Consider the following 20,983-nt stretch of genomic DNA (forward strand, 5'->3'; position numbering starts at 1 on the left):
CGCCGGTCAGTAGGTGCCGTTGGACCGGTGGAGGCCGTTGCCGCTGGCACCGCCCCCGTTGAGGTCGACGCTGCTCTGCTGGCACTGTCGCAGCGCCCAGGCGCTGAGCCGCTCGATCTGGGTGAGCGCCGCGACCCGGTCCTGCACCGCGGTGCAGCGACGGGCGGTCTCGATCAGCTCGGCGATCTCGGCGAGCAGGAAGTCCTCGGCGGCGAGGCTCGCCGCGGGCCGGTGGGCACCGCTCTGGGTGCAGACCGGCAGCGGCCCGGTGTGACCGTTGCCACCGTCGGCGCGCACCGACACCTCGTGGCCGCAGGCGCGGCAGCGTGCGACGAAACGGTAGCCGTGCTGGCTGGAGCGGCGGCTGAAACCGCCGAGGCAGTGCCCCCGGTCCTGCGCCGCCGTGGTGACGATGCCGATCGCCTCGATGGCGACCAGCTGTGACGGGCTGGTACGACTGCCGTTCAGACCGTTCAGCCCATCCGCTCGACGCACCGCGACCTCGACCCCCTGGACCGGCGGCGTCGGGTGCGGCCACTCGCCACACCCCGCCTCATCGTTTCAAGACACCTCGCCGCCACCACACATAGCACGCGGCCCCAGATCCGTCCAGCCGCGCCCCCGGCGGACCGCCCACCCCCCGACGGTACACGCACGACCCGTCCGGTGCACACCGGTCCGGCCTCGGGGTGACGATCAGCCCACCGTTCGCACGGTGATCGCCTGAGCGGACGCCGTCCCGGTCGGGCCGAAATGCATGCACAGCCCGTGCCGGTGGACGGAGTCGGCGCCCACCGCGTACTCCAACGCGTTGTCCTCGGCGTGCACGTCGCCGCCCCGGACCCGCCACTCGAAGTACTGGCCGCGGGCGCTGACGGCGCCCACCGGGCGGGAGTGGTACCGGCTGCCGTTGACGATCAGGGTGACGTCGGAGAACGCCTCCGGCGAGGCGGTGCGCTGGGGCACGTCGGACGACAGCCACACCCCGACGAGGTAGATGCTCCCCCTCACCCGCGGGCCCGCAAACGTGTAGACGAACGAGCCCACGTCCCGGCCGCAGGCGCGGGTGACCGACGCGGGGGCACCCGGGGCGGGGCGGTCGGGGGTGAGCGCCGGGCCGGCGACGTTCCACCTCGACACCGCCGCCCAGTGCGAGGGATCGATGGACATGGTGCGGGCGGAGTCGTCGACCGGGGCGACGTGCTCGGAGAGGCGCACCACGTCGCCGGCGAGGCGGGGGGCCAGGATCATCCCGCTGAAGGTCAGCACCAGCGCCGCGGCCGCCGCGCCGTAGAGCGCGGTGCGTCGCGAGATCCGGCGCCCCGGCGGCGGCGGCGGAGGGAGGGCCGGCGCGACCGCCGCCGGCGCCGGCTCGGCCGCGTCCGGGGTCTCGGGCGGTGCCCCGGCGAGCGCATCGCGGAGGTCGTGGCCCAGCGCCGCGGCGGGCGCCGGCCGTTCCGCCGAGTCCGGCGACATCGCCCGCTCCAGCACCTCGCGCAGGGCGTCGGGAGAACCGCCGCCGATCGAGGTGCGCAGGGTCGCCGCCAGCGCGCTGACGTCGGCCTCCGCCGACAGCGGTGCCGGCTGGTCCTCACCGGAGTCGAGCTGGGCGACCAGCTGCGCGAGGCCGAGGTCGGCGAGCCGCGGCTCACCCAGGGCGGAGACCAGGATGCACTCGGGGCGGATGCCGCCGTGGAGGGCTCCGGCGGCGTGCGCCGCCTCCAGGGCCGAGGCGACCGCGGCGCCGGCGCCGGCGACGTCCCGCCAGGCCAGGCCGCCGCTGTCGTGGACCCGGTCGGCGAGCGAGCCCCCCGGCTCGGTGGTGCTCACGACATAGCCGCGACCGGTGCCGGTGACGCCGGTGGCGAGCACGGTGGTGAGATGCGGATGGGCGGGGAGGCCCTCCAATGCGCGCAGCCGGCCGCGAAGCTCGCTGCGGGTCTCCTCGTCGAGGGCGGTGACGCGCAGCAGGCGCACCTCGACAAAGCGCTCGGCCTCGGTGTCCCAGGCGCGGCAGACGACTCCGCAGCTGTCCCGGCGCACCTCCTCGGCCCGCTCGTATCCCGGGATCTCCAGCGACGCTGCGCGTCCCGGCCGCCTGCTCGCCCGGCGGGCCATGGTCAGAGCTCCGCTGCCGGTTTGGTGAATGGCGCATTGTATGCCCCGGACATCGATGACGTCTGACGCACCCTCTGTCCCGGCCGCCGGATCGTTGCATCACCGTCGCCCCGGCCCAACCGCCCCGCGCTCGGGGACGCCGCATGATTGCCGGTGATGACCGACTCCGGCCGCACCGGCCTGGCCGTCGCCGGCGCCGGCGCGCTGATCGCGGTGGCCGCGGTCTCGCTCCTCGTGGTGGTGAGCCGGTCGGCGGGGAGCAACGGCGAGTGGCCGCGCAGCGGGGCGCAGATCCTCGCCGACAGCCGCGCCAGCCTGCTCTCGGCGCGGTCCGTGCACCTCTCCGGCACCGTGGTCACCGGCGTGCGGACCGACGTCTACGACATCACCGAGGGGCAGGGGTCGGCGGTCGGGAGGATCACCGCCGACGGCGCGCCGGTGAACGTCCGGGTGGTGGGCTCGGACCTGTACCTGCAGGGTCGCCAGTTCGTCACCACCCTCGCCGGGCCCGAGGCCGGTGCACGGATCGGCGAGGGGTGGGTGAGGGGGTCGCTCGACGATCCGGCGCTCGCCCGCTTCGCCCCCCTCCGCCTCTCCGGCCTCGCCACCCTGATGACGGCCGGCGTCCAGGGTGGCGTCGACAAGGGCGCGACATCGGTCCACGGCGGGCTCACGGTGGGGAGCCTGGAGACCGGCGGCTCGGTCACCACCGTGGCCCTCGACGGCACCCCGTATCCGCAGTCGCTCACCGCGACGGTCGTCACCGACGAGGGCGAGGCGAGGGCCTCGCTCACCCTCTCCGGATACGACACGCCCCTGCCCGAGGTGACCGCCCCCGGGATCGCCCCGCCCCTCCCCGCGCCCTCGACCTGACCCATCGGTGAAGATGCCGGCCATGGTGGACGCACCCGGGAGCCCGGCGATCACGGTGATGTTCGACGTCGACGGCACCCTGGTCGACAGCGAGCGGGATGGCCACCGGGTCGCCTTCAACAGCGCCTTCGAGGAGTTCGGGCTCGCCGACCGCTGGACTGTGGAGGAGTACGGTGAGCTGCTCGGCACCACCGGGGGCCAGAGCCGGCTGCGCCGCTGGTTCTCGGGTCGCGGCATGCCCACCGCCGACCAGGACGCCCTGGTGCCACGCCTTCACCGGCGCAAGACCGAGCTGTTCGTCGAGCTCGTGCTCGCCGGGGCGGTCCCGGCGCGGCCCGGGGCGCGGCGGCTGCTCGACGAGCTCGAGGCGGCCGGGGCGCGGCTGGCGGTGGCCACCACCGGCACCGCCGCGTGGGTGCGCCCGCTGCTCGACCGCCACTTCGGCCTCGGCCGGTTCGAGACCGTGGTCACCGGCGACGAGGTGGCGGCGACCAAGCCCGACCCCGAGGTGTACCAGCTGGCGATGTCGCGGCTGGGCGTCGGCACCGGCGGAGCTGTCGCCGTCGAGGACTCGGTGATGGGCCTCGCCGCCGCCCGGGCCGCGGGGCTGCGCTGCGCGGTGGTGGTCAACGACTACACCCGCACCCACGACCTCTCCGGCGCCGACCTGGTGGTCGACGGCTATGCCCAGCCCGGGGTGGCCGCGACGGTGCTGAGCGATCCCCACCGGCTGCGCCCGGTCGACGGGCTGGACACCCGGGTGCTGCTCTCCCTCGCCGGGCTGTAGCGCGTCAGGGCCCGAGATGGGTGACCTCGACGCCCTGGCCGGCGAGGCGCTCGGCGATGATCGAACGGTGACAGGCCCGGGCGTCGGCCTCGACGCAGAGCAGCGCCGTGGTGGTGCCGGCGGGCAGGGCGTCGATCAGCGGGACGAGGTCGACCTGGTCGAGGATCTCGCGGGTGTAGCGCTCGCGGTACTCGGGGGCGAGCTCGACCCGTGAGCGCTTCCCCACCCCCTGGCGCGCGTCCTCCCGGTACTGGAGGTGTCGCAGCTCTGTGGTCGGGGCGAGGTCGCGGCGGTGGCGGTACTCGATGCCCGCGGCGGCGAGCGCCGACTGCAGCCGCCGGGAGTTGGCCCAGGCGTACTCGCGGCCCCGCACGCCGCGGCGCTGGCGGACGTCGATCAGCGCGGCCACGCGCGCATCGCGGAGGCTCTCCAGGAAGCTGTCGGCGTCGAACCCGTAGACGCCGACGGTGGCGACCCGGGGCGGTCCGGCGGTCATTCCAGCTCCTGCGCCTTGGCCCGGTACATGGCCGCGTCGGCGGCGGCGATGAGCTCGCCGGGCGCCTGCCCGGGCTCGGCCACCGCCCAGCCGAGGCTGGCGCCCACGGTCACCTCCACGGAGCCCACCTGGACCGGGACCTGGAGGACCCGCCGCAGCTTGCAGGCGATCTCCGCCGCGGCGCCGTCGCGCACCCCGTGGCAGAGGACGACGAACTCGTCCCCGCCCCAGCGGGCGACCAGGTCGCCGCTCCTCAGCGCGGAGCGCAGCCGCGCCGAGACCTCGCACAGCACCGCGTCGCCGGCGACGTGCCCGTGCCGGTCGTTGACCGCCTTGAAGCCGTCGAGGTCGATGACGAGCAGGGCGAGGGCGCGGTCGGCGCCCCGCCGGCCGAGGGCGCCGCGCAGCTCCCTCTCGAAGGCGCGCCGGTTGGGCAGGCCGGTGAGCGCGTCGGTCTCGGCCTCGTGGCGGAGACGGTCGGCCGCGCCCCGCATCAGCTCCAGGAGCTCGTCGCGGAGGACGCTCGCAGGCGGCGGCTGTGCGGCCATGCGGGCAAGCATGGCCTCGACGACCTCCTCGGAAACATCCGCCAGGGCCGCCTCGGGCAGGCCCAGCCAGCCCGCGACCACACCCCGGCCGGGCCGCTCCACGCGCTCGCCCACCTGCCACCTGTCTCCTGAGTGCCGTCGCAGGAAAGTGGAGTGATCTTGACAGACATGTCAGGCTCGGCCGTCGCTGCTGATCTCGACGGCGGCCCCTGAGCGCCTCGGAGGGCCTCGCGTCAGCCGGGCCCGGCCCTCCGGCGCCGGGTCACCAGGGCGGCGGCGGCGAGGGCCGCGACGGCCAGCGACGCGGTGACGAGGACCACCTCCCGCCCGCCGGCCTCGCCGCCGGCGGTGGGCGGCGTGACCGCCGTGAACCGGAGCACCGGGACCGTCGCCGCGGCCGCGGGCGCCGGCGGCGGCGCCGGGACGGTCGCGGGTGGAGGCGCGGGCGCCGGCGGCGCCGGCGCCGCGGTCTGCGGACGCACCACCGGGGGGGGCGCCGCGGCCGGCCCCGCCCCCATCGCCGCCAGCCGCATCGCTCCCGCGGGGCTGACGGTCATGTCGTAGGTGACGCTGCGACCGGGGGCGGAGAGCGCGAGGTAGCTGAGCCAGCCGGTCTGCGGCACCCAGCCCATGTTGCGGTCGGAGGCGAGGTCGTGCTGCAGCTGGGGGCTCATCTGCTCCTGCAGCTGCAGGGTGAACCCGGGCGCGATCTGGGTCGAGGCCGAGCTGGGCCGCTGGTCGGTGAGCAGGAACAGGTCGGCGACGGTGGGGTCGTTCGCGTTGGCGAGCACCTCGAGCGGCACCCAGAGGCGCGGGGTGCGCATGGTGATCAGCACCGGGGTGCCGTCGCCCTGGAACTGGCCGTGCTGCCGGGCTGCGTTGACGTCGTACCTCGCCGCCATGAAGATCGGGCTGGTGCTCGCGTACGCGAGGATGTGGGCGCGGGTCTCGTCGGGGAGGGTGAAGGCGTTCTGGGTGCACCACCGCACCACCGCCTGGCCGCTGCCCCGCAGCACGGTGATGTCGAGCGCCTCGATGCGGGTCTTCTGGAGCACCTCGGCCGGCGCCCCCTGGGCGGCGACCGGGGCCGCCTCGGCGCGGAACGGGGGCGGCGGGTGGGCCTCGCGCTCCAGCCGCTGCAGCGTCCACGCCCCCGCCTCCTCGACCCGGTCGGGCACCGCCGGCAGTGGCACGATCCAGCCCAGCTGGGGGACGTCGCCCTGGTAGGCGAAGCTGGTGGTGTAGTGCTCGACGCCGTCCTTCCAGGCGACGAAGGTGGTGGCCTGGGCGAGGCGCACCGCCCCGTTGGGAGCGACCAGCCCGCCGCAGGCCGCGGCCGGGACCGCGGTGACCGCCGCCAGGACCGCCGCGAGCGCGGCGCCGGCAAGAAGTCGGCGTGTCATGTCGGAACCCTCCCTCTTCCCCGGCACGATGCCGGAGCCGCCACGATACGCTGCCGCGAGTGGGTGTGCCGGTGGGAACGGGGCTTACGCGCCGGTGAGCCGTTCGCCGCCGGCGGGGGTGCGAGGCAGCCCCAGCACCCGGGTCAGCACCGCGTCGCGGACCGGCGCGGGCAGACGGCGGAGCGTGGCCTGCACGTGGGCGTCGGCGCCGACCAGGTACCGGGTGCGGGGGTGCTGGACGGCCAGCGCCCGCTCGACCACCCGGGCCACCCGGTCCGGCGGCATCGCCGAGCGCTCCACCCGCTCGGTGACCCGGCGCATCGCGTCCACGGCGCCGCCGTACAGCGCCGTCGCCGCCGCCGGGAGGGTGGACCGGCGCCGGTCCAGGGTGGCCCTGCCCTTGCTCCAGATCGTGGTGGCGACCGCGCCCGGCTCGATCAGCACCACCCTGATCCCCCAGGGGGCGACCTCGACGCGGAGGCTGTCGCAGAACGCCGCCAGCCCCGCCTTCGACGCCGAGTAGGTGGAGAGGAAGGGCACCGCATAGCGGCCGCCGATCGAGCCGATGCAGACGATCCGGCCCTGGGCGTTGCGCACCCGCGGGAGCAGGGCCTGGGTCACCGCCATCGGGCCGACCAGGTTGACCTCGAGCATCGCGCGCACCGCGTCGAGGTCGGCGAACTCGACCGGGTCGCCGCCGCTCACCCCGGCGTTGTTGACCAGGCCGTGCAGCCCGGCGGCGCCGACCGCGGCGGAGACGGTCGCCGCCGCCGCCCGGATCGAGTCGGCGTCGGTCACGTCGAGCAGCAGCGGGGTCAGCCGGGACGAGCAGCCCGCGACCAGGTCGCCGGCGTCGGCCTGGCGCCGCACCCCGGCGAACACCCGCCACCCGGCGGCGTCGAGACGGCGGGCGCAGGCGGCGCCGATCCCGGAGGAGGCGCCGGTGATGAGGACGGTGGGAACGTCGGTCATGGTCGGTCCTCCAGGTGCCACCGGGGGTGCGGCGGCCGCGGGACGATGATCGGGGGTCGAGGGAGGGGCGGTCGTCGGGCGGCGCCTCTCCCCCGCTCCCCCGCTATCCGTCCCGGTGGCGGAGGGCGTCGACCAGGGTCTCGGCGTCGACGGTGCCGAGGCCGCTCGCGAGATCGTACCCCCGGGTCGCGGTGTAGCCGGGGATGGGCAGGAGCACCGGCGTGGGCCCGGCGCACCCGCTCAGGCAGAGGCTGACCGCGTTGGTGCCGCCGGCGACGTCGACGATGCCGCCGTCGTCGTGGGGCGCGAGCCGGTAGAGCCGGTCGTTGAGCGCACCGAGCCGGTGCCCCGCCGCCTGGTCGGCGATGGCGACGATGCCCGCGAACATCGGCGTCGCCAGGCTGGTGCCCCCGGCCAGGCTCCACCCGCCCACCGGTCCGCTCGCCGAGGGCAGGGTGAGGTAGAGGTCGGCGGCGCCGCTCAGCGCGGCGGTGAGGCTGACGTCCGGGATCCCGCGCCGGTCCCCGACCACGGCGCGGACCCGGTCCTGGTACTCGGGACGGTCGAAGATCGCCGACAGCCCTCCGCCGCCGGCGCCGCCCGCGCCATCGTTCCAGACCGTGTCCGGGGCGATCCGCCTGCCGGTGGCGTCGAGCTGGAGGCGGGTGCCGCCCACCGCGGTGACCAGCGGGTCGGAGGCGGGCCAGGCCACCACCGGGGTGGGGAAGCAGCACGCCGAGCTCAGCAGCTTCAGCGTCGAGCCGGTGTCGCCGGTGGCGGCGAGCACGGTGACATCGTGGCCGGCGGCGGCGATGTACGCGGAGCGCAGCGCGGTCAGCGCCTGCGCCGAGGGGAAGGTCTGCTCCGCCGAGCCGAAGCTCTGCGAGATGACGTCGGCGAGGTGGTGATCGACCACGTACTGCTCGGCGCGGATGATGTCGGGGAAGCCGGAGAGCCCCTCGGTCTCCGCGGTCGGCGTCGCCACCACGAGGATGCGCGCCCCCGGCGCCATCGCGTGGGCCCACTCCACGTCGAGGGTGGTCTCCAGCGCCCAGAGGATCATCTCGGCCCGGTGCGGATCGAAGGCGGGCGGCGCGCCCGCCGGGTGGATGACGCTGAGCTCGGGGTCGGGCAGGCCGAAGGCGGCGTCGAAGCGGTGGAGGTCGCCGGCCAGGTCCGGCGCTCCGAAGGCGTCGACGATGGCGATGGTGCGGCCGTGTCCGTCGAGCCCGCGCTCGAGCAGCGGGTCGAGGTGATATGCGCGCCGCATCTGGGCGGGCTGGTAGCAGGCGACCCTCAGCAGCGTGCGGCACTGCGCGGTGTCCGGCGGCGCCGCCAGCGTGGCGGGCAGCACCTGCCCGGCGACCGCCGGGACCGGGACCGGAAGCCGCGCGCCGCCGGCACACATCGCCGACGCCACCGCGAGGAGCCCCACCCCCCCGACGGCGCACGCACCTGGTCTCACACCCATCCCCTTCCTCCGTTCGACGCATTCAGCGCGGTGTCAGGATGATATGCACACCTGGCGGGATCGGTCGCCCTGGAACGGCCGGGACCCGGGGACGCCACGACCGCGTCGATCCGCACGCCAATCCGCAATCGCCACGATTGCCAGGCGATTTGCGGCGCGCGCGCCCGCGGCCGGCCGCGGTGAGGGTGACCGGGGTGCCGCGGTGGGCAGGGGGTGACGATGCGGAGACGCCCCCGCCGGTGACGGAACCGTAGCCGGTCGTCGTCGATTCGGTGACTGCGCAGGTGTCGATGGTCCACGACTGGGAGCATGCGGGCGCCGTGGAACACCTCTCCCGCGCGCTCCGGTCGCTGCTCCGCCGCCCGCGGGCGCTGTCCGGCGCCCTCGCCCTCGCCAGCCTCGCCGTGGGCGTGCTCGCCTGGGCCGCCGGCGGCGCCGCGCTGCAGAACTGGGCGGTGGGCCTGGGCATGGACGAGGAGCGTGGCGCACTCATCGCCGCGCTGCTGATCACCTCCACCGCCGCCGCGGTGGCCGCGCTGGCCTCGGGGCGCAGCGGTGCTCCCCGCGCCGGTGCGGCGCTCGCCTTCGTCGCCGTGGAGATCGGACCCTTCCTGGTCCGGGGCACCCGGGTGACCACCACCCCGGGGCTCGCCGCCCACCTCACCCTGTCCGGCTGGTTCGTGCAGCCGCTCGGCATGCTCCTGCTCGCGGGGCTGGCGATCAGCCTGGGCGCCGCCGGTGGGGTGCTGGCGCGGCGTGACCTCACCGTGCTGTTCCGGCTGGTCCGCCGCCGCAACGCCGCCCGCGCCGCGCTGCCGGTGGCGGGTGTGCTCGTCTACCTGGGCGCCGGTGCGGGCGCGGTGGCCCTCCAGGACGGCCCGGTGAGCGCCCTCTACGGCTACTCGCAGCCCGCGGTGGTCGGGCAGGACGGCGCCTCGCGGGTGACTCCCGCGACGCCGCCGCCGTTGCTCGGCCCCGCCGTCCCCGACCCCACCCCGACCCCGGGCGATTCGTCCGCGGGCGCGTCGCGTCGCGTATCGTCGGTGCCGGCGCTGGTGCGCCGCGGGCCGGCCCGGACGCCGGCGGCGCCAGCCCAGCACCGGGCGGGGGTCAGCAACATCGACACCCTCTGGATCGGCGGACGGCAGGTGAGCGTCTACGTCCCCGCGGCGTACGACACCAGCCCGGGCCGGGCCTTCCCGGTGCTCTACTTCCTCCACGGCTATCCCGGCAACGCCGGCCAGTGGACCGGCTCGGGAGCACAGCTCCCGGGGGTGCTCGACCAGCTGATCGCATCCGGCGAGATGCCGCCGGTGATCGCCGTCCAGCCGGACGGGAACGGCCAGGCCCTCAACGACGCGGAGTGGGGCGACGACGCCCGCGGTGACCACGTCGAGCGCTGGCTGACCTCGCTGGTGCTCCCTGAGGTCGACGCCCGCTACCGCACCCTCGGCGCCCGCTACCGGGGCGTCGCCGGTCTGAGCGCGGGCGGGTTCGGCGCCGTGAACATCGCCATCCACCACCCCGACCTGTTTCGCTGGGCGGGGAGCTACTCCGGGTACTTCACCGCGCGGCCCGACATCTTCGGCGGCCTGGCGGCGGCCAACAGCCCCGACCAGACCGCGGCGAAGCTCGCCGCCGACCAGCGGATGCCGCTCTTCATCGGCGTCGGCGACACCGACCGCGAGTACACCGACGCCAACCACCGGTTCGTCGCCCAGCTCCAGGGGATGGGCTGGACGGCGCTGCGCAGCGAGGTGGTGGGCGGCGGCCACGGCTGGGAGGCGTGGCGCGCCGAGATGGTGGACAGCCTGCGCTGGCTGGGGACGCTCTGGGGTGTCGCCCCCGGCGTCCCCCCCGCGGCGACGCCGAGCCCGTCAGCGAGCGCCTCGCCCTCCCCCGCCGCATCGGCGCCCTCGTCACCGGTGCCGGCGGGCGCTCCGTGAGCCCGGACCCCGATGGCCGCTGAGGGCGGGCTGCGCCTGCTCGCGGCGCGTCACGCCCCGCCGCCGATCAGCGTCCGGCTGCTCGCCGCGGCGGCACTGCTGCTGGCCTGGTCGAGCCTGGTCCTGGCCCATCCCGCGTCCTCCTGGCTGGTCGGCGAGTCGCAGCTCGAGCCCGAGGCGGTGATCCCCATCTCGCTGGGCGTGCTCGGCCTCGCCGTCGGCATCGGCCTGGGCCGTCCCGACACCTGGTGGCTCGGCGCCGGCGTGCTCACCGGCTCGCTCACCGCCCTGGTCGTGAACCCGGTGCACCCCTGGTACGCGGTCGGCGCCAGCGCGGTGGCGGTGACCGTGCTGGTGCTCTTCGCACCGTCGATCCGGCGCCCCTGCGCGGCGGTGACCGCGGGCCGGGGACTGGTGCTCGCCGGCGCCGCCGCCCAGCTCGCCCTCGCCGTGCTCGGTGCCCGCACCCAGGCGGGACCGGTGCCGCTGCCGTTCCTGGTCGGCGGCGTCGCGGTGGCCGGGGCGATCCGCCACCGCCCCCGGCGCCCGCGCCTGCGCACCCCGGCGCGCGGTGCCGTCGAGGACGCCCAGCACGCCCACGGCCGCAGCCACATCTCCGCGTTCGCCGCCGGTCCCGACAAGCAGGTGGTCGAGCTCGACTCCGGTGCGCTGGTGGGGTTCCGGGTCGCCGCCCGGGTGGCGGTGACCGCGGGCGATCCGCTGGCCGAGCCCGCCGGGCAGGCGCTCGCCGTCTCCGAGTTCCTCGCCCTGTGCGAGCGGCAGGGATGGGATCCCTGTTTCTACCAGTCGTCACCGGCGCTGCGTGCCACCTACCGCGCCGCCGGGCTGCGGCTGGTCAAGTTCGGCGAGGAGGCGATCGTCGACCTCGACGGCTTCACCCTCGCGTGCCCGGAGCGGGCGAACCTGCGCCGCGAGGTCGGCCGCGCCCGCCGCGCCGGGCTGTCCGCGGCGGTGCTCCCCTGGGCGACCGCGAAGCCGCTGCTGCAGCGCGAGCTCGACGAGGTCTCCCGCTCCTGGCTGGAGCGGCACGGCCAGCGCGAGCTGGGGTTCTCGCTCGGCCGCCTCGACGACACCGTCGACGCCCGCGCCTGGCTCACGGTGGTCCGCGACCCCCGGGGCTGCATCCAGGCCTTCAGCTCCTGGCTCCCCCTCGGCGCCGACGGCATCGCCCTCGACCTGGTCCGTCGCAGCCCCCAGGCGCCCCCCGGGGCCATGGACCTGTGTCTTGCCGAGACCCTCGAGGAGGCGCGACGCCGGGGCGTGCGCACCGCCTCGCTCGGCTCGGTGCCGATGCGCGACGCCGCCGGCACCGCGCCCGACGGCGTGGTCGCGCACCGCGTCCGCGCCGGCCTCTACCGGCACGGCGCCGGCGGCTATCGCTACGACTCGCTGGCGCGCTTCAAGAGCAAGTTCGCGCCCACCTGGGTCGATCGCGACGTCGCCTTTCCCGGCAGCCTGGCGGCGCCGCGGGTGCTCGCCGCCCTCGCCGCGGTGCACTGGCAGGGCCGCGAATAGCCCTCGCTAGGGGAGCAGGTTCTGCAGGATGCTGACGTTCTGCAGCACGCTCCCGCCCTGCAGGAGGCTGCTCAGGCCCTGGGTGGCACCGAGGCCGTTGCCGAGGCCGTTGCCCTGACCCACGCCCTGGCCGGCGCCGAGGCCACCGCCGGACGAGCCCGTCCCGGAGGCGCCGTTGTGGCTGCTGCTCTTGCCGTGGGCGCCGTGGCTGTGATGGGCGGTGCCGGCGTGGCCGGTGTGGACGGCGGCGGTGCCGCCGAGCACGGCGACCCCCGCGGCGGCGGCGATGGTGACGATGCGCATGACCCTCTCCCCTGCTGGCGGGCCGCACCCGGTCCGCGTCCCTGTTCCTACGTCCGGCGCACTCCCGAACCTGCGGCGGGGCCTCCGGCTTACCATCGGTGGCCGATGAACAGGGAGCAGCTGCAGGCCGTGCAGGCGCCGATCAAGGCGCGCCTGCGTGACACGCCCGGCGCGGGCCTGGTCACCCTCCGCGCCGAGGGCGACCTCGACCCCGAGGAGATCGCCTGCTCGGTGGCCACCGGCAGGGCGCTGGTCGAGGCGGGGCTGCATCCCGCCACCGGCGGCGACGGGCTGCAGGCCTGCTCCGGTGACATGCTGCTCCAGGCGCTGGTGGCCTGCGCCGGGGTCACCCTCCGGTCGGTGGCCACCACCATGGAGCTGCGGGTGACCGGGACGGTCCGTGCCGAGGGCGACCTCGACTTCCGGGGGACGCTCGGCATCGACAGGCAGGCCCCGGTCGGGTTCAGCGCGGTGCGGCTGCTCTTCGACCTCGACACCGACGCCTCGCCGGAGCAGGTGGCGACGCTGCTGCGCCTCACCGAGCGCTACTGCGTCGTCTACCAGACGATCGCCGGCGGGGTGCGGGTCAGCGCGGGCCTCGCCGGCGGCCCGCCGCCGGGAGAGAGCGGATGATCCGCGTGGAGCACCGCGACGGCGTCGCCGTGGTCCACCTCGAGCACGGCCGCGTGAACGCCCTCGACGTCGAGCTGCTCCACGCCGCCACCACGACCATCCGCGACCTCTCCTCCGCCGCCGCGGTGGTGCTCACCGGGCGGGGCGAGGTCTTCTCCGCGGGAGTCGACCTGCGTCGCGTGCTCGACGGCGGCCCGGGGTACGCGACCGAGCTCATCCCCGCGATCAGCGACGCCGCCCTCGCCCTGTTCGACCATCCCCGCCCGGTGGTGGCGGCGATCAACGGGCACGCCATCGCCGGCGGATGCGTGCTCGCCGTCGCCTGCGACCTCCGGCTGATGTCCGGGGGCAGGATCGGCGTCACCGAGCTGCTCGTCGGGGTGCCCTTCCCCGCCGCGCCGCTCGAGATCATGCGGCACGCCGCGGGCACGGCGGTCGACGAGATGGTGCTGACCGGCCGGCTCCTCGAGCCCGACGCGGCGCGGGAGTGCGGCCTGGTGCACCACGTGGTGGCTCCCGGAGCGCTGCTCGACGAGGCCGTGCGCCGCGCCGGCGAGCTCGCCCGCATCCCCGCCGGGGTGTACGCGGCGACCAAGGAGCAGCTGCACCGGCCGGCCCGCGAGCGCATCGCCGCGGGCGCCGCCGACGACGAGCGGGTGGGGGAGTTCTGGCACTCCCCCGAGGTCCTCGCTGCGATGCGCCGTTTCCTCGAGAAGCTCGACCGCCGCAGCGCCTGAGCGCCGCCCGGTGCGGCGCCCACCACCAGGCCGTCGAGGCCGGGTTCGCCAGCAGGGGCGCCTTGCTCACAGGTCTTCACCAGACTTCATCGCCATCCATGACGCGAGTGCCGAGGATGGGGGGATCCGACCCGCCAGGAGGTGAATGATGGACGCCCCAGCCCCGCCTGCCCCGCTCCCCGGCCCGCGCGCCGAGACCGCCGCCGAGCGCGCCGAGCGGCGCCGCCGGCTGCTCCGCCTGGACCGCTGCCTCGACGTCCTCGAGACCGCGATGGAGCGCGACCGGACCGTGGTCGACGAGCACGCCGCCGCGATCCTCTCCGAGGCCACCTCGATGCTCTCCGCGGGCATGGCCGTGGTCGACGCCATCGAGGTCGTGCTGCTCCTCCAGGAGGCCCACATGCGCCCGCTCAGCCGGCGACCGGAGCGGCTACAGCCCCCGGCCCTCATCCCCGGGTGATCGCCGCCGCCACCCTCGCCCCGGCGCAGATCCCCTGGGCGAGCGCCGCCCCGGAGGTGCCGCCGACGGCGAGCAGCGCCTCGAGCGCGGCCCCCAACGCGCCGCCGCCGCAGAGGGCACGGAGCAGCCCCGCCGCCTGAGGCGGCACCTGGCCACGCGCCGCGCAGCGCAGCAGCGCGGCCGAGAGCAGGGTGGTCGCCCCCGCCGCGGCCTCGAGCACCGCGCCCACCGCCCCCGGGTCCGGGGCGCCGAGGAGCGCGAGGGCGGCGAGGGCACCGGCGATGACGTCGTCGCCGGCGGGGGTGAGCCCCGGGCCCCGTCCGAGCAGGCCGAGCGCGGGGCCAGCGTCCCCGCCGGCGAGGCCGGCGGCGACCGCGGCGGCGGGGACCGCCTCGAGGCCCGTGGCCCCGCTGGGGAGGGTGGCGAGCAGCGCCGCGGCGGCGGCCAGCCGCCCGGGCACCACCGGCCCGGCGAGCCGGGGCCGGGGGTCGAACCACCGCGACGGTCGTAGCCGCGGACCGCCGAGGTCGACCTCGCCATCACCCACCCGCACCGTCCCCGGTGGGCCGACCGCGGGCACCTCCCCGGCGACGGCGAGGGCGAGGGGCAGGCGCACCGACCCGGCTCCGACCACGGCGATCACGTCGACGCCGGCGACGGCGAGGTAGGCGGCGGTCGCGGAGGCTCCGAGCACGGTCGCGGGCCGTGCCGGCGCGGCGAGCACCGCGGCGATCGCCGTGCTCGCCTCCACGATCACCGGCTCAGGAGACGGTGATCGACCCGTCCATCCCCGGGTGGAAGGTGCAGTGGTACTGGTACTGCCCGGCCCGGGTGAACTTGATCTGGTACCTGTCTCCGGCCGCCATCGTGCCCGAGGTCAGCTCGGGGTCGGCGTCGAAGGTGACGTTGTGGGGCGCCGTTCCGGCGTTGGTCCACTGCACCACGCCGCCGCTGCTGACGGTGATCGTCGCCGGGTCGAACTTGAGGCCGGCGGTCTCCTGCACGGTCTGGGCCGCGGTCTGGCCGGTCACCTGCTGGCCTGCGGCCGGCGGCGGGGTCGGCACCGCGTTCGAGGAGGAGGCGCCCGCCGCCGCGGAGAGCGAGGGAAGCGGCAGCGGCTGCCCGGTCACCCTGCTCGCGACCGTGGCCAGCCGGCGGGCGAGGGCGTCGCCGCTGAGCCCGCCCACGTTGAGGCCGATGCCGACCACCACGGGCCCGTCCTGGACCGCGATCAGGCCGGCGGTGCCGCTGCTGCTGACGTACGCCGGCCCGAGCGGCTGCAGCCCGGCGGTGACGTCGGCCAGCGAGGTGAGGGTCGCCTTGGGGTAGACGCTCACCACCAGCGTGGGCCCGCGCCCCGACTGGTAGGTGCACTGTCCCACCGCCGGGTGCGAGCCCACCGAGGTCACCAGGTAGTGACCAGGGGGCGCCGGGTCGGGGGTGCCGGTCGGCGCCGGGGTCGGTGCGCCCGGCGATGCCGCCGGCACCTCGGCGCCCGAGGGCAGGGCGAGCGCCGCCGCCACCGCGTCGACCGGCACCAGGCTGCAGGCGTCGGGGGTCACCGCCGGGGCCGGCGGGATGGTGTCTGCACTGATCTCGTCGGGCGACGAGGAGCAGCCGGTGAGGAGCAGGAGCAGGGCACCGAACGCGGCGCCACGCAGCCCGCCGAGGGTCCGGCCGGCGCGATCGGGGGTCCCTGGTCTCGGTATGCGCATGGCGGCGGGATGATAGTCGATCGCCGCCGGAGCGAGCGGTCAGACCGCCGCAGCAGGCATTCTCAACTGCGCGTAGACGGCCTGCTCCACGCCGACCGCCAGCTGCACCACCTGGGCGTCGAAGAAGGGCAGCACCTGGGTCAGGACCCCGCCGGCGACGCCGCCGGCACGATCGATCCAGTAGTAGCAGTTGAGCAGTCCGGCCCAGTCGCCCGAGCCCGCCGCACGCATGCCCGGCAGGTCCTCGAGGAAGAGGTGCAGACCCAGCCCCCACCCCGCCCGGACCGGCAGCGACGGGATGTCGTTGGTCAGCTCGGGCACCGCGGAGCGGATCACCGCGGGCAGGGGGAGGCCGCCGAGCGAGTCGGTGAACATGAGGTCGACCGACTCCGGACGGAGGAGCGGCGCACCGTCGCCGAGAAGGGCGCCGAGGAAGCGCGCGTAGTCGCCGGCGGTGCAGTGCACCCCGTGCCCGCCCGACCAGATCTCCGGCGCGGTCGGGAGCTCCAGGGGGATCTCGACGAGGCCGCCGTCGGGGGTCCGGGCGTGTGCCGCCATCATCCGCCGCCGCTGCGCGTCGCTGGGCACGAAGGTCGTGTCGGTGAGCCCCAGCGGCGCGAAGATGTTCTCGGCGAAGTACGCGTCGAGGGGCAGGCCGCTCACGGCCTCGATCACCTGTCCCAGCCAGTCGGTGTTGATGCCGTACTCCCAGCGGGCGCCGGGGTCGTCGACCAGCGGCGCGCTCAGCGCCGCCCGCATCCCGGTCAGCACGTCGGGCGTCCCGGTGACCTCGTGGTAGCGCCGCATCCCCTCGTGGAGGAACCAGTAGGCGTTGCCTGCGGTGTGGTTCATCAGCTCGCGGACGGTGGCCTGCCGGGCCGGTCGCCGCAGCATCGGGGTGTCGCCGTCGAAGCCGGTGAGCACCTGCAGCTCCCCGAAGGCGGGCAGCAGCGAGGCGACCGTCCCGTCGAGGTCGAGCCGGCCCTGTTCGACCAGCTGGAGCGCCGCCACGGTGGTCATCGCCTTGGTCATCGAGGCGATCCGGATCACCGTGTCGGTGCCCGCGGGCGCCTCGCCGCCCACGCTCAGCCGGCCCGCGGCGCCCTCGTAGAGGATGCCGTCGCGCCCCACCACGAACGCCACCACGCCGGGGACGGCGCCGCTCGCGCAGCCCTGCTCCAGGAGTCCGTCGATCGCCGAACCTGTGAACACCTGTTCACCCCCTCATCCCGGTCCCACACCACGGTGGAAGGCTAGCCCGGCGGTGGCGGGTCGTGCAGATCCACGACCACGGGAGCGTGGTCGGAGGGTCCCTTGCCCTTGCGAGCGTCCCGGTCGACGTATGCGTCGGCGACGGCGGCGGCGAGCGTGGGGCTGGCGTAGACCAGGTCGATGCGCATCCCCTGGTTCTTGTGGAACATCCCGGCGCGGTAGTCCCAGTAGGTGAAGGGGCGGTCGTATTTCATCGGACGGGGCACGACGTCCTGGAGCCCGAGGGCGCGCAGCTCGGCGAGCGCGTCGCGCTCCGGAGCGGTGACGTGGGTGGAGGCGGCGAAGGCCGCCGGGTCCCAGACGTCGGCGTCGGTCGGGGCGACGTTGAAGTCGCCGCACACCACCAGCTCGCGATCGGCGTCGAGCTCGGCGGCGACGGTGTCCCGGAGGGCGCGCAGCCACTCGAGCTTGTAGACGTACTGGGGATGGCCGACCTCGCGGCCGTTGGGGACGTAGACGGACCATACCCGGACGCCGGCGCAGGTGCCGCCGATGGCGCGCGCCTCGGGCGGGGTGGTCGGCGGCGCCCCGGGCAGCCCGGCTGTGACCTCCTCCAGCCCCACCCGCGAGAGCAGCGCCACGCCGTTCCAGCGACCCAGGCCGTGCGACGCCACCTCGTAGCCCAGCGCCTCGATCTCGGCGAGGGGGAACTCGGCGTCGGCGCACTTGGTCTCCTGGAGGCAGACCACGTGCGGCGCGGTCTGCTCCAGCCACTCCAGCAGCCGGGGAAGACGCGCCGCGATGGAGTTGACGTTCCAGGTTGCCAGCCTCACCGCCCCATCTTGGCAGGTGGTCCGGGGCGGTTTCGGGTCCCGCCCCCGGAGGGAATCCTCCCGGCAAGATGGAGACGGCCCCGACCACGCCCGTGGATCCCCCCCTGGAGCAGCGCTCGATCGGCGACGAGGCCTTCTACGAGTGGCTGCTGTCCGACCACCCGATGGCCGCCGCCGAGCGTGCGCGGCGCCGGCGGGAGCACTACCTCCGCCGCGACGCCCAGCGCGCGGAGATCCGCGAGCTCATCGACCACTGGACCCCCGAGGTGTCGCAGCGGCTCTTCGCCCTGCGCGAGTCGATGCGCCGCTTCGCCGACCGCTGGGAGGCGGTCTGCGACGAGTGGCTCGAGGGTGAGACCGTCGACGTCGAGGCGGTGCGGGCGCGGCTGACCCTGCAGCGCCGCGACCGCGGCGACGCCGGCTACCGCTACCCCGACCGCTACCGGGGCAGCCGTGCCGCGGCGTCGCCGCCGCCACCGGCGCAGGAGCCCTCCGGGCTCCTGCTCCAGCTGGAGCAGACCGCCGACCGCGAGTTCCTCTACGAGCGCTTCGGCATCGACCCCGGCCCGGTCGCGCCCCGGCTGCGGGTGCGGCCCACCCAGGCGCTGCTCGGGCTGGAGCAGACCGCGCGGGGTGTGGGGATGCGTGAGATGCGCTGGCGGCCCGACGAGATCCTCGCCGAGACCGCCCTCGGCGGGTCCGCCGCGGTGGGACCGCGCCGGGTGGTGGTCCCCGCCGACTCGGTGCGGGCGCTGGGGCGGGAGCAGGGCGGCGGCCGGCCGGCGCTGGCGATCCGCCGCGGCGACCGCGACGTGCTCAGCCTCGCCGGGATCGAGGACGCCGGTGGCGTCGCCGTGCTGACCGTGGCCGCCGACAGCAGGTTCGGCCGCCGCGGCCAGCGGATGCCGCTGATCCTCGAGCCCGACGAGGAAAGCGAGTGGCTCGATGGCGGGCTCGACGCCGGCCGTCTCGCCGCCATCCTCGCCCGGCCGCGGTCGTTCGCGGAGCTGAGCGTGCTGCCCGCCGGCGCCGGGTAGGGGCCGCCCCCGAGGGCGGCCCCTGACCGAGCTGCGGGCTCGCCGGTTCCCGCGCTACGGGGTCGGCTTGGCCGTGGGCTTGGGGGTGTGGGTGTGGGAGGAGTGCGGGGTCCCGCTCACCTTCGGCTTGGGCACGTGGGTGGGCTTGGGCTTGGGCACGTGGGTCGGCTTCGGCTTGGGCACGTGGGTCGGCTTCGGCTTCGGCGTGCAGGTCTTGGTCGCGCTGGGCACGCAGTGGGTGCCGTGCGACACCGCGGCGGACGCGCCGGCCACGCCGGTCAGCGCTCCACCGAGAAGGCCCGCGGAGGCGAGGCCGGTGGCAACCATGCGTCGGACAGTCATCATTCTTCGATCCCTTCCCTGGCGAGCGGCGCCCTCTCGTGGTGGCGCCACTCGGTTAACGCCCGAGACCTCCGATCCATGCACGGTTGCTTAATTGCCTGTGGAGCCTCCGGTCAGCTCGCCGCCGGGGCCGCCTGGAGGCGGGCGCCGATGCACCGGCCCATCTGGTCGATCAGGCGGGCGGAGACGTCCTCGATGGCCCCGCGACCGAACTGGGCGATGCGGCCGGTCACGGTGAGATCGGTCTCCAGCCGCACCTCCGTGCCGCCCCCGGGGGTCGCCGCCACGGTGAGCACGAGCCCGGCGCGCACCGAGCCCTGGCCGCCGATCTCGCGGCCCTCGCCCTCGATGGTCACGGTCGCCGAGGTGTCGTCCTCGGCCACCTCCCTGATGCTGGCGGTGCCCCGGTAGGCGACCTGGACCGCGCCCACCTTGATCTTCAGGCTGCCGCGGAAGGTCTGGGAGTCGACCACCTCGGCCAGCTCCGCGCCGGGCACGCAGCCGACCACCTGGCTGACATCGAGCAGGTACGCGAAGACCTGGTCGGGGGCAGCGTCGACGGAGAAGGAGCTGCTGATCCTCATCGGGTCTCCTTGGAGAGGGTGAGCGGCGTGGGGACGTGACGTGCCGGGTCGGCGAGGAAGCGGGTGCGACAGCCGGCCGCGCAGAACCAGTACTCGACGCCCTCGACGGTCGCCCGATGCCGGCCGGTGGCCACGTCGACGGTCATCCCGCAGATCGGGTCGACGGCCTCGGCGCGCTCCGCCGGCGGCGGGATCTCCGCCGCCGGGGCGGCCGCGGCGCGCCGCTGCACCAGCTCGGCGAGGATGGCGACCGCGATCTCGGGATGGGCGATCCGGCCCAGGTCGAGCCCGGCGGGGGCGCGCACCCGGGCCAGCGACGCCTCGGCCACCCCCCGGCCGCGCAGCCCCTCGAGGACGCTCTCGGCGCGGCGGCGGGAGGCCACCAGGCCGACGTAGGCGGCGCCGGTCGACAGCGCCCACTCCAGCCAGTCCTCGTCGTCGTGACCCTGGGTGGCGACCACGATGTAGGAGCCCTCGGTGACCCCGGCCCCGGCGAGGTCGCCGCCGGTCACGGGCCGGCCCTCGTCGGGCTCCGGGTCGACGGTCACCGTGTTCCAGCCGAGCGCACCGGCCATGCCCGCCAGCGCCTCGACCGCCGGCGAGCGCCCCACCACGGCGAGCAGCGGGCGGGGGAGGATGGGCTCGAGGAAGACCTCCAGGGCGCCCTCGCTCCGGCAGGTCATCGGCAGCGCCACCAGCCCGTCGTCCGCCGCCTCCTCCGGGGCGCCGGGCATGGTGCCGAGGACGACGAGCCGGGGCGTTCCCTCGCGGAGGGCGCGGAGCGCCTCACGCACCACCGCCGGGCCGGAGCAGGCGCCCCCCACCCAGCCGTGGAGGACGCCCCGCGCGTCGATCACCGCGGAGCAGCCGGGCTTCCCCGAGCTGGGCGAGCGCCGCCGCACCACGGTGGCGAGCACCAGGGGCTCACCCTGGCGCCGGATCCGGTGGGCGAGATCGAGGACATCGACCATGATCCG

General features: G+C 75.8%; 23 protein-coding genes. 8 read left to right on the plus strand and 15 right to left on the minus strand.

Going from position 1 to position 20,983, the window contains the following annotated elements; genetic code table 11:
• Positions 1–6: 6 nt before the first annotated feature.
• Positions 7–495, minus strand: coding sequence for a hypothetical protein (locus tag VGL20_06690; protein ID HEY2703360.1), 489 nt, complete (start codon positions 493–495; stop codon positions 7–9).
• 201 nt (positions 496–696) lie between these two features.
• Entirely contained in the window at positions 697–2,118 is a 1,422-nt protein-coding gene (locus VGL20_06695; protein HEY2703361.1) for a hypothetical protein, read from the minus strand.
• 156 nt (positions 2,119–2,274) lie between these two features.
• Here VGL20_06695 and VGL20_06700 point away from each other — a divergent pair, with 156 nt between their 5' ends.
• Positions 2,275–2,991: a hypothetical protein gene (locus VGL20_06700; protein HEY2703362.1), complete on the plus strand. Its 717-nt coding sequence runs from the start codon at positions 2,275–2,277 to the stop codon at positions 2,989–2,991.
• Positions 2,992–3,013: 22 nt separating this feature from the next.
• Positions 3,014–3,778 (plus strand): HAD-IA family hydrolase, encoded by a 765-nt coding sequence (locus VGL20_06705; protein HEY2703363.1) that lies wholly within the window; start codon positions 3,014–3,016, stop codon positions 3,776–3,778.
• 4 nt (positions 3,779–3,782) lie between these two features.
• Here VGL20_06705 and VGL20_06710 read toward each other — a convergent pair whose 3' ends face one another.
• The 5 genes from VGL20_06710 to VGL20_06730 all read right to left on the minus strand — a co-directional run bounded on the left by VGL20_06710 (position 3,783) and on the right by VGL20_06730 (position 8,662).
• Positions 3,783–4,274 carry a DUF488 domain-containing protein gene (locus VGL20_06710; GenBank protein HEY2703364.1) on the minus strand — a complete coding sequence of 164 codons (492 nt, stop codon included), beginning with the start codon at positions 4,272–4,274 and terminating at the stop codon, positions 3,783–3,785.
• A complete protein-coding gene (locus VGL20_06715) occupies positions 4,271–4,936 on the minus strand; it encodes a GGDEF domain-containing protein (protein ID HEY2703365.1) in 666 nt (221 codons plus the stop codon). The genes VGL20_06710 and VGL20_06715 overlap by 4 nt, the downstream gene beginning before the upstream one ends.
• A gap of 119 nt (positions 4,937–5,055) precedes the next feature.
• Positions 5,056–6,225 (minus strand): DUF2330 domain-containing protein, encoded by a 1,170-nt coding sequence (locus tag VGL20_06720; protein HEY2703366.1) that lies wholly within the window; start codon positions 6,223–6,225, stop codon positions 5,056–5,058.
• 84 nt (positions 6,226–6,309) lie between these two features.
• A complete protein-coding gene (locus tag VGL20_06725) occupies positions 6,310–7,197 on the minus strand; it encodes an SDR family oxidoreductase (protein ID HEY2703367.1) in 888 nt (295 codons plus the stop codon).
• Positions 7,198–7,300: 103 nt separating this feature from the next.
• Complete coding sequence (locus VGL20_06730; protein HEY2703368.1) at positions 7,301–8,662, minus strand: S53 family peptidase; 1,362 nt, start codon at positions 8,660–8,662, stop codon at positions 7,301–7,303.
• 278 nt (positions 8,663–8,940) lie between these two features.
• On the opposite strand from VGL20_06730, the gene VGL20_06735 reads away from it, so the two are divergent.
• Both VGL20_06735 and VGL20_06740 read left to right on the plus strand, forming a co-directional pair.
• Complete coding sequence (locus VGL20_06735; GenBank protein HEY2703369.1) at positions 8,941–10,614, plus strand: alpha/beta hydrolase-fold protein; 1,674 nt, start codon at positions 8,941–8,943, stop codon at positions 10,612–10,614.
• A 12-nt stretch (positions 10,615–10,626) separates the two neighbouring features.
• Positions 10,627–12,150, plus strand: coding sequence for a DUF2156 domain-containing protein (locus VGL20_06740; protein ID HEY2703370.1), 1,524 nt, complete (start codon positions 10,627–10,629; stop codon positions 12,148–12,150).
• Between the two features lie 6 nt (positions 12,151–12,156).
• Here the strand turns inward: VGL20_06740 and VGL20_06745 are convergent, their stop codons facing one another.
• Entirely contained in the window at positions 12,157–12,453 is a 297-nt protein-coding gene (locus tag VGL20_06745; GenBank protein HEY2703371.1) for a hypothetical protein, read from the minus strand.
• A gap of 105 nt (positions 12,454–12,558) precedes the next feature.
• Here VGL20_06745 and VGL20_06750 point away from each other — a divergent pair, with 105 nt between their 5' ends.
• From VGL20_06750 to VGL20_06760, 3 genes are all read left to right on the plus strand, one after another.
• The gene (locus tag VGL20_06750; GenBank protein HEY2703372.1) at positions 12,559–13,086 is read left to right on the plus strand and encodes an OsmC family protein; all 528 of its coding nucleotides are present in this window, start codon (positions 12,559–12,561) and stop codon (positions 13,084–13,086) included.
• Positions 13,083–13,823: an enoyl-CoA hydratase/isomerase family protein gene (locus VGL20_06755; protein HEY2703373.1), complete on the plus strand. Its 741-nt coding sequence runs from the start codon at positions 13,083–13,085 to the stop codon at positions 13,821–13,823. Before VGL20_06750 ends, VGL20_06755 begins: the two co-directional genes overlap by 4 nt.
• Positions 13,824–13,971: 148 nt before the next feature.
• On the plus strand, positions 13,972–14,283 hold the full coding sequence (locus VGL20_06760; GenBank protein HEY2703374.1) for a hypothetical protein: 312 nt from the start codon (positions 13,972–13,974) through the stop codon (positions 14,281–14,283).
• On the opposite strand, the gene VGL20_06765 is transcribed toward VGL20_06760, so the two are convergent.
• The 4 genes from VGL20_06765 to VGL20_06780 are packed head-to-tail and all read right to left on the minus strand — an operon-like array spanning position 14,270 to position 18,043.
• Positions 14,270–15,040, minus strand: coding sequence for a DUF2877 domain-containing protein (locus tag VGL20_06765; protein HEY2703375.1), 771 nt, complete (start codon positions 15,038–15,040; stop codon positions 14,270–14,272). The two genes, VGL20_06760 and VGL20_06765, sit on opposite strands and share 14 nt — an antisense overlap.
• Positions 15,041–15,044: 4 nt before the next feature.
• Positions 15,045–15,998: a plastocyanin/azurin family copper-binding protein gene (locus VGL20_06770; protein ID HEY2703376.1), complete on the minus strand. Its 954-nt coding sequence runs from the start codon at positions 15,996–15,998 to the stop codon at positions 15,045–15,047.
• A 39-nt stretch (positions 15,999–16,037) separates the two neighbouring features.
• Entirely contained in the window at positions 16,038–17,210 is a 1,173-nt protein-coding gene (locus VGL20_06775; GenBank protein ID HEY2703377.1) for a serine hydrolase domain-containing protein, read from the minus strand.
• A gap of 41 nt (positions 17,211–17,251) precedes the next feature.
• Positions 17,252–18,043 (minus strand): exodeoxyribonuclease III, encoded by a 792-nt coding sequence (locus VGL20_06780; protein HEY2703378.1) that lies wholly within the window; start codon positions 18,041–18,043, stop codon positions 17,252–17,254.
• Positions 18,044–18,135: 92 nt separating this feature from the next.
• On the opposite strand from VGL20_06780, the gene VGL20_06785 reads away from it, so the two are divergent.
• Positions 18,136–19,080 (plus strand): SOS response-associated peptidase family protein, encoded by a 945-nt coding sequence (locus tag VGL20_06785; GenBank protein ID HEY2703379.1) that lies wholly within the window; start codon positions 18,136–18,138, stop codon positions 19,078–19,080.
• A 54-nt stretch (positions 19,081–19,134) separates the two neighbouring features.
• Here the strand turns inward: VGL20_06785 and VGL20_06790 are convergent, their stop codons facing one another.
• The 3 genes from VGL20_06790 to VGL20_06800 form a co-directional block, all read right to left on the minus strand.
• Positions 19,135–19,422 (minus strand): hypothetical protein, encoded by a 288-nt coding sequence (locus VGL20_06790; protein ID HEY2703380.1) that lies wholly within the window; start codon positions 19,420–19,422, stop codon positions 19,135–19,137.
• A 113-nt stretch (positions 19,423–19,535) separates the two neighbouring features.
• Positions 19,536–20,006 (minus strand): SRPBCC family protein, encoded by a 471-nt coding sequence (locus VGL20_06795; GenBank protein ID HEY2703381.1) that lies wholly within the window; start codon positions 20,004–20,006, stop codon positions 19,536–19,538.
• Entirely contained in the window at positions 20,003–20,977 is a 975-nt protein-coding gene (locus tag VGL20_06800) for an XdhC family protein (GenBank protein HEY2703382.1), read from the minus strand. The genes VGL20_06795 and VGL20_06800 overlap by 4 nt, the downstream gene beginning before the upstream one ends.
• Positions 20,978–20,983 lie beyond the last annotated feature (6 nt).

The sequence above is a fragment of the Candidatus Dormiibacterota bacterium genome, assembly GCA_036495095.1.
In the GTDB taxonomy this organism is placed as follows: Bacteria; Chloroflexota; Dormibacteria; order Aeolococcales; family Aeolococcaceae; genus CF-96.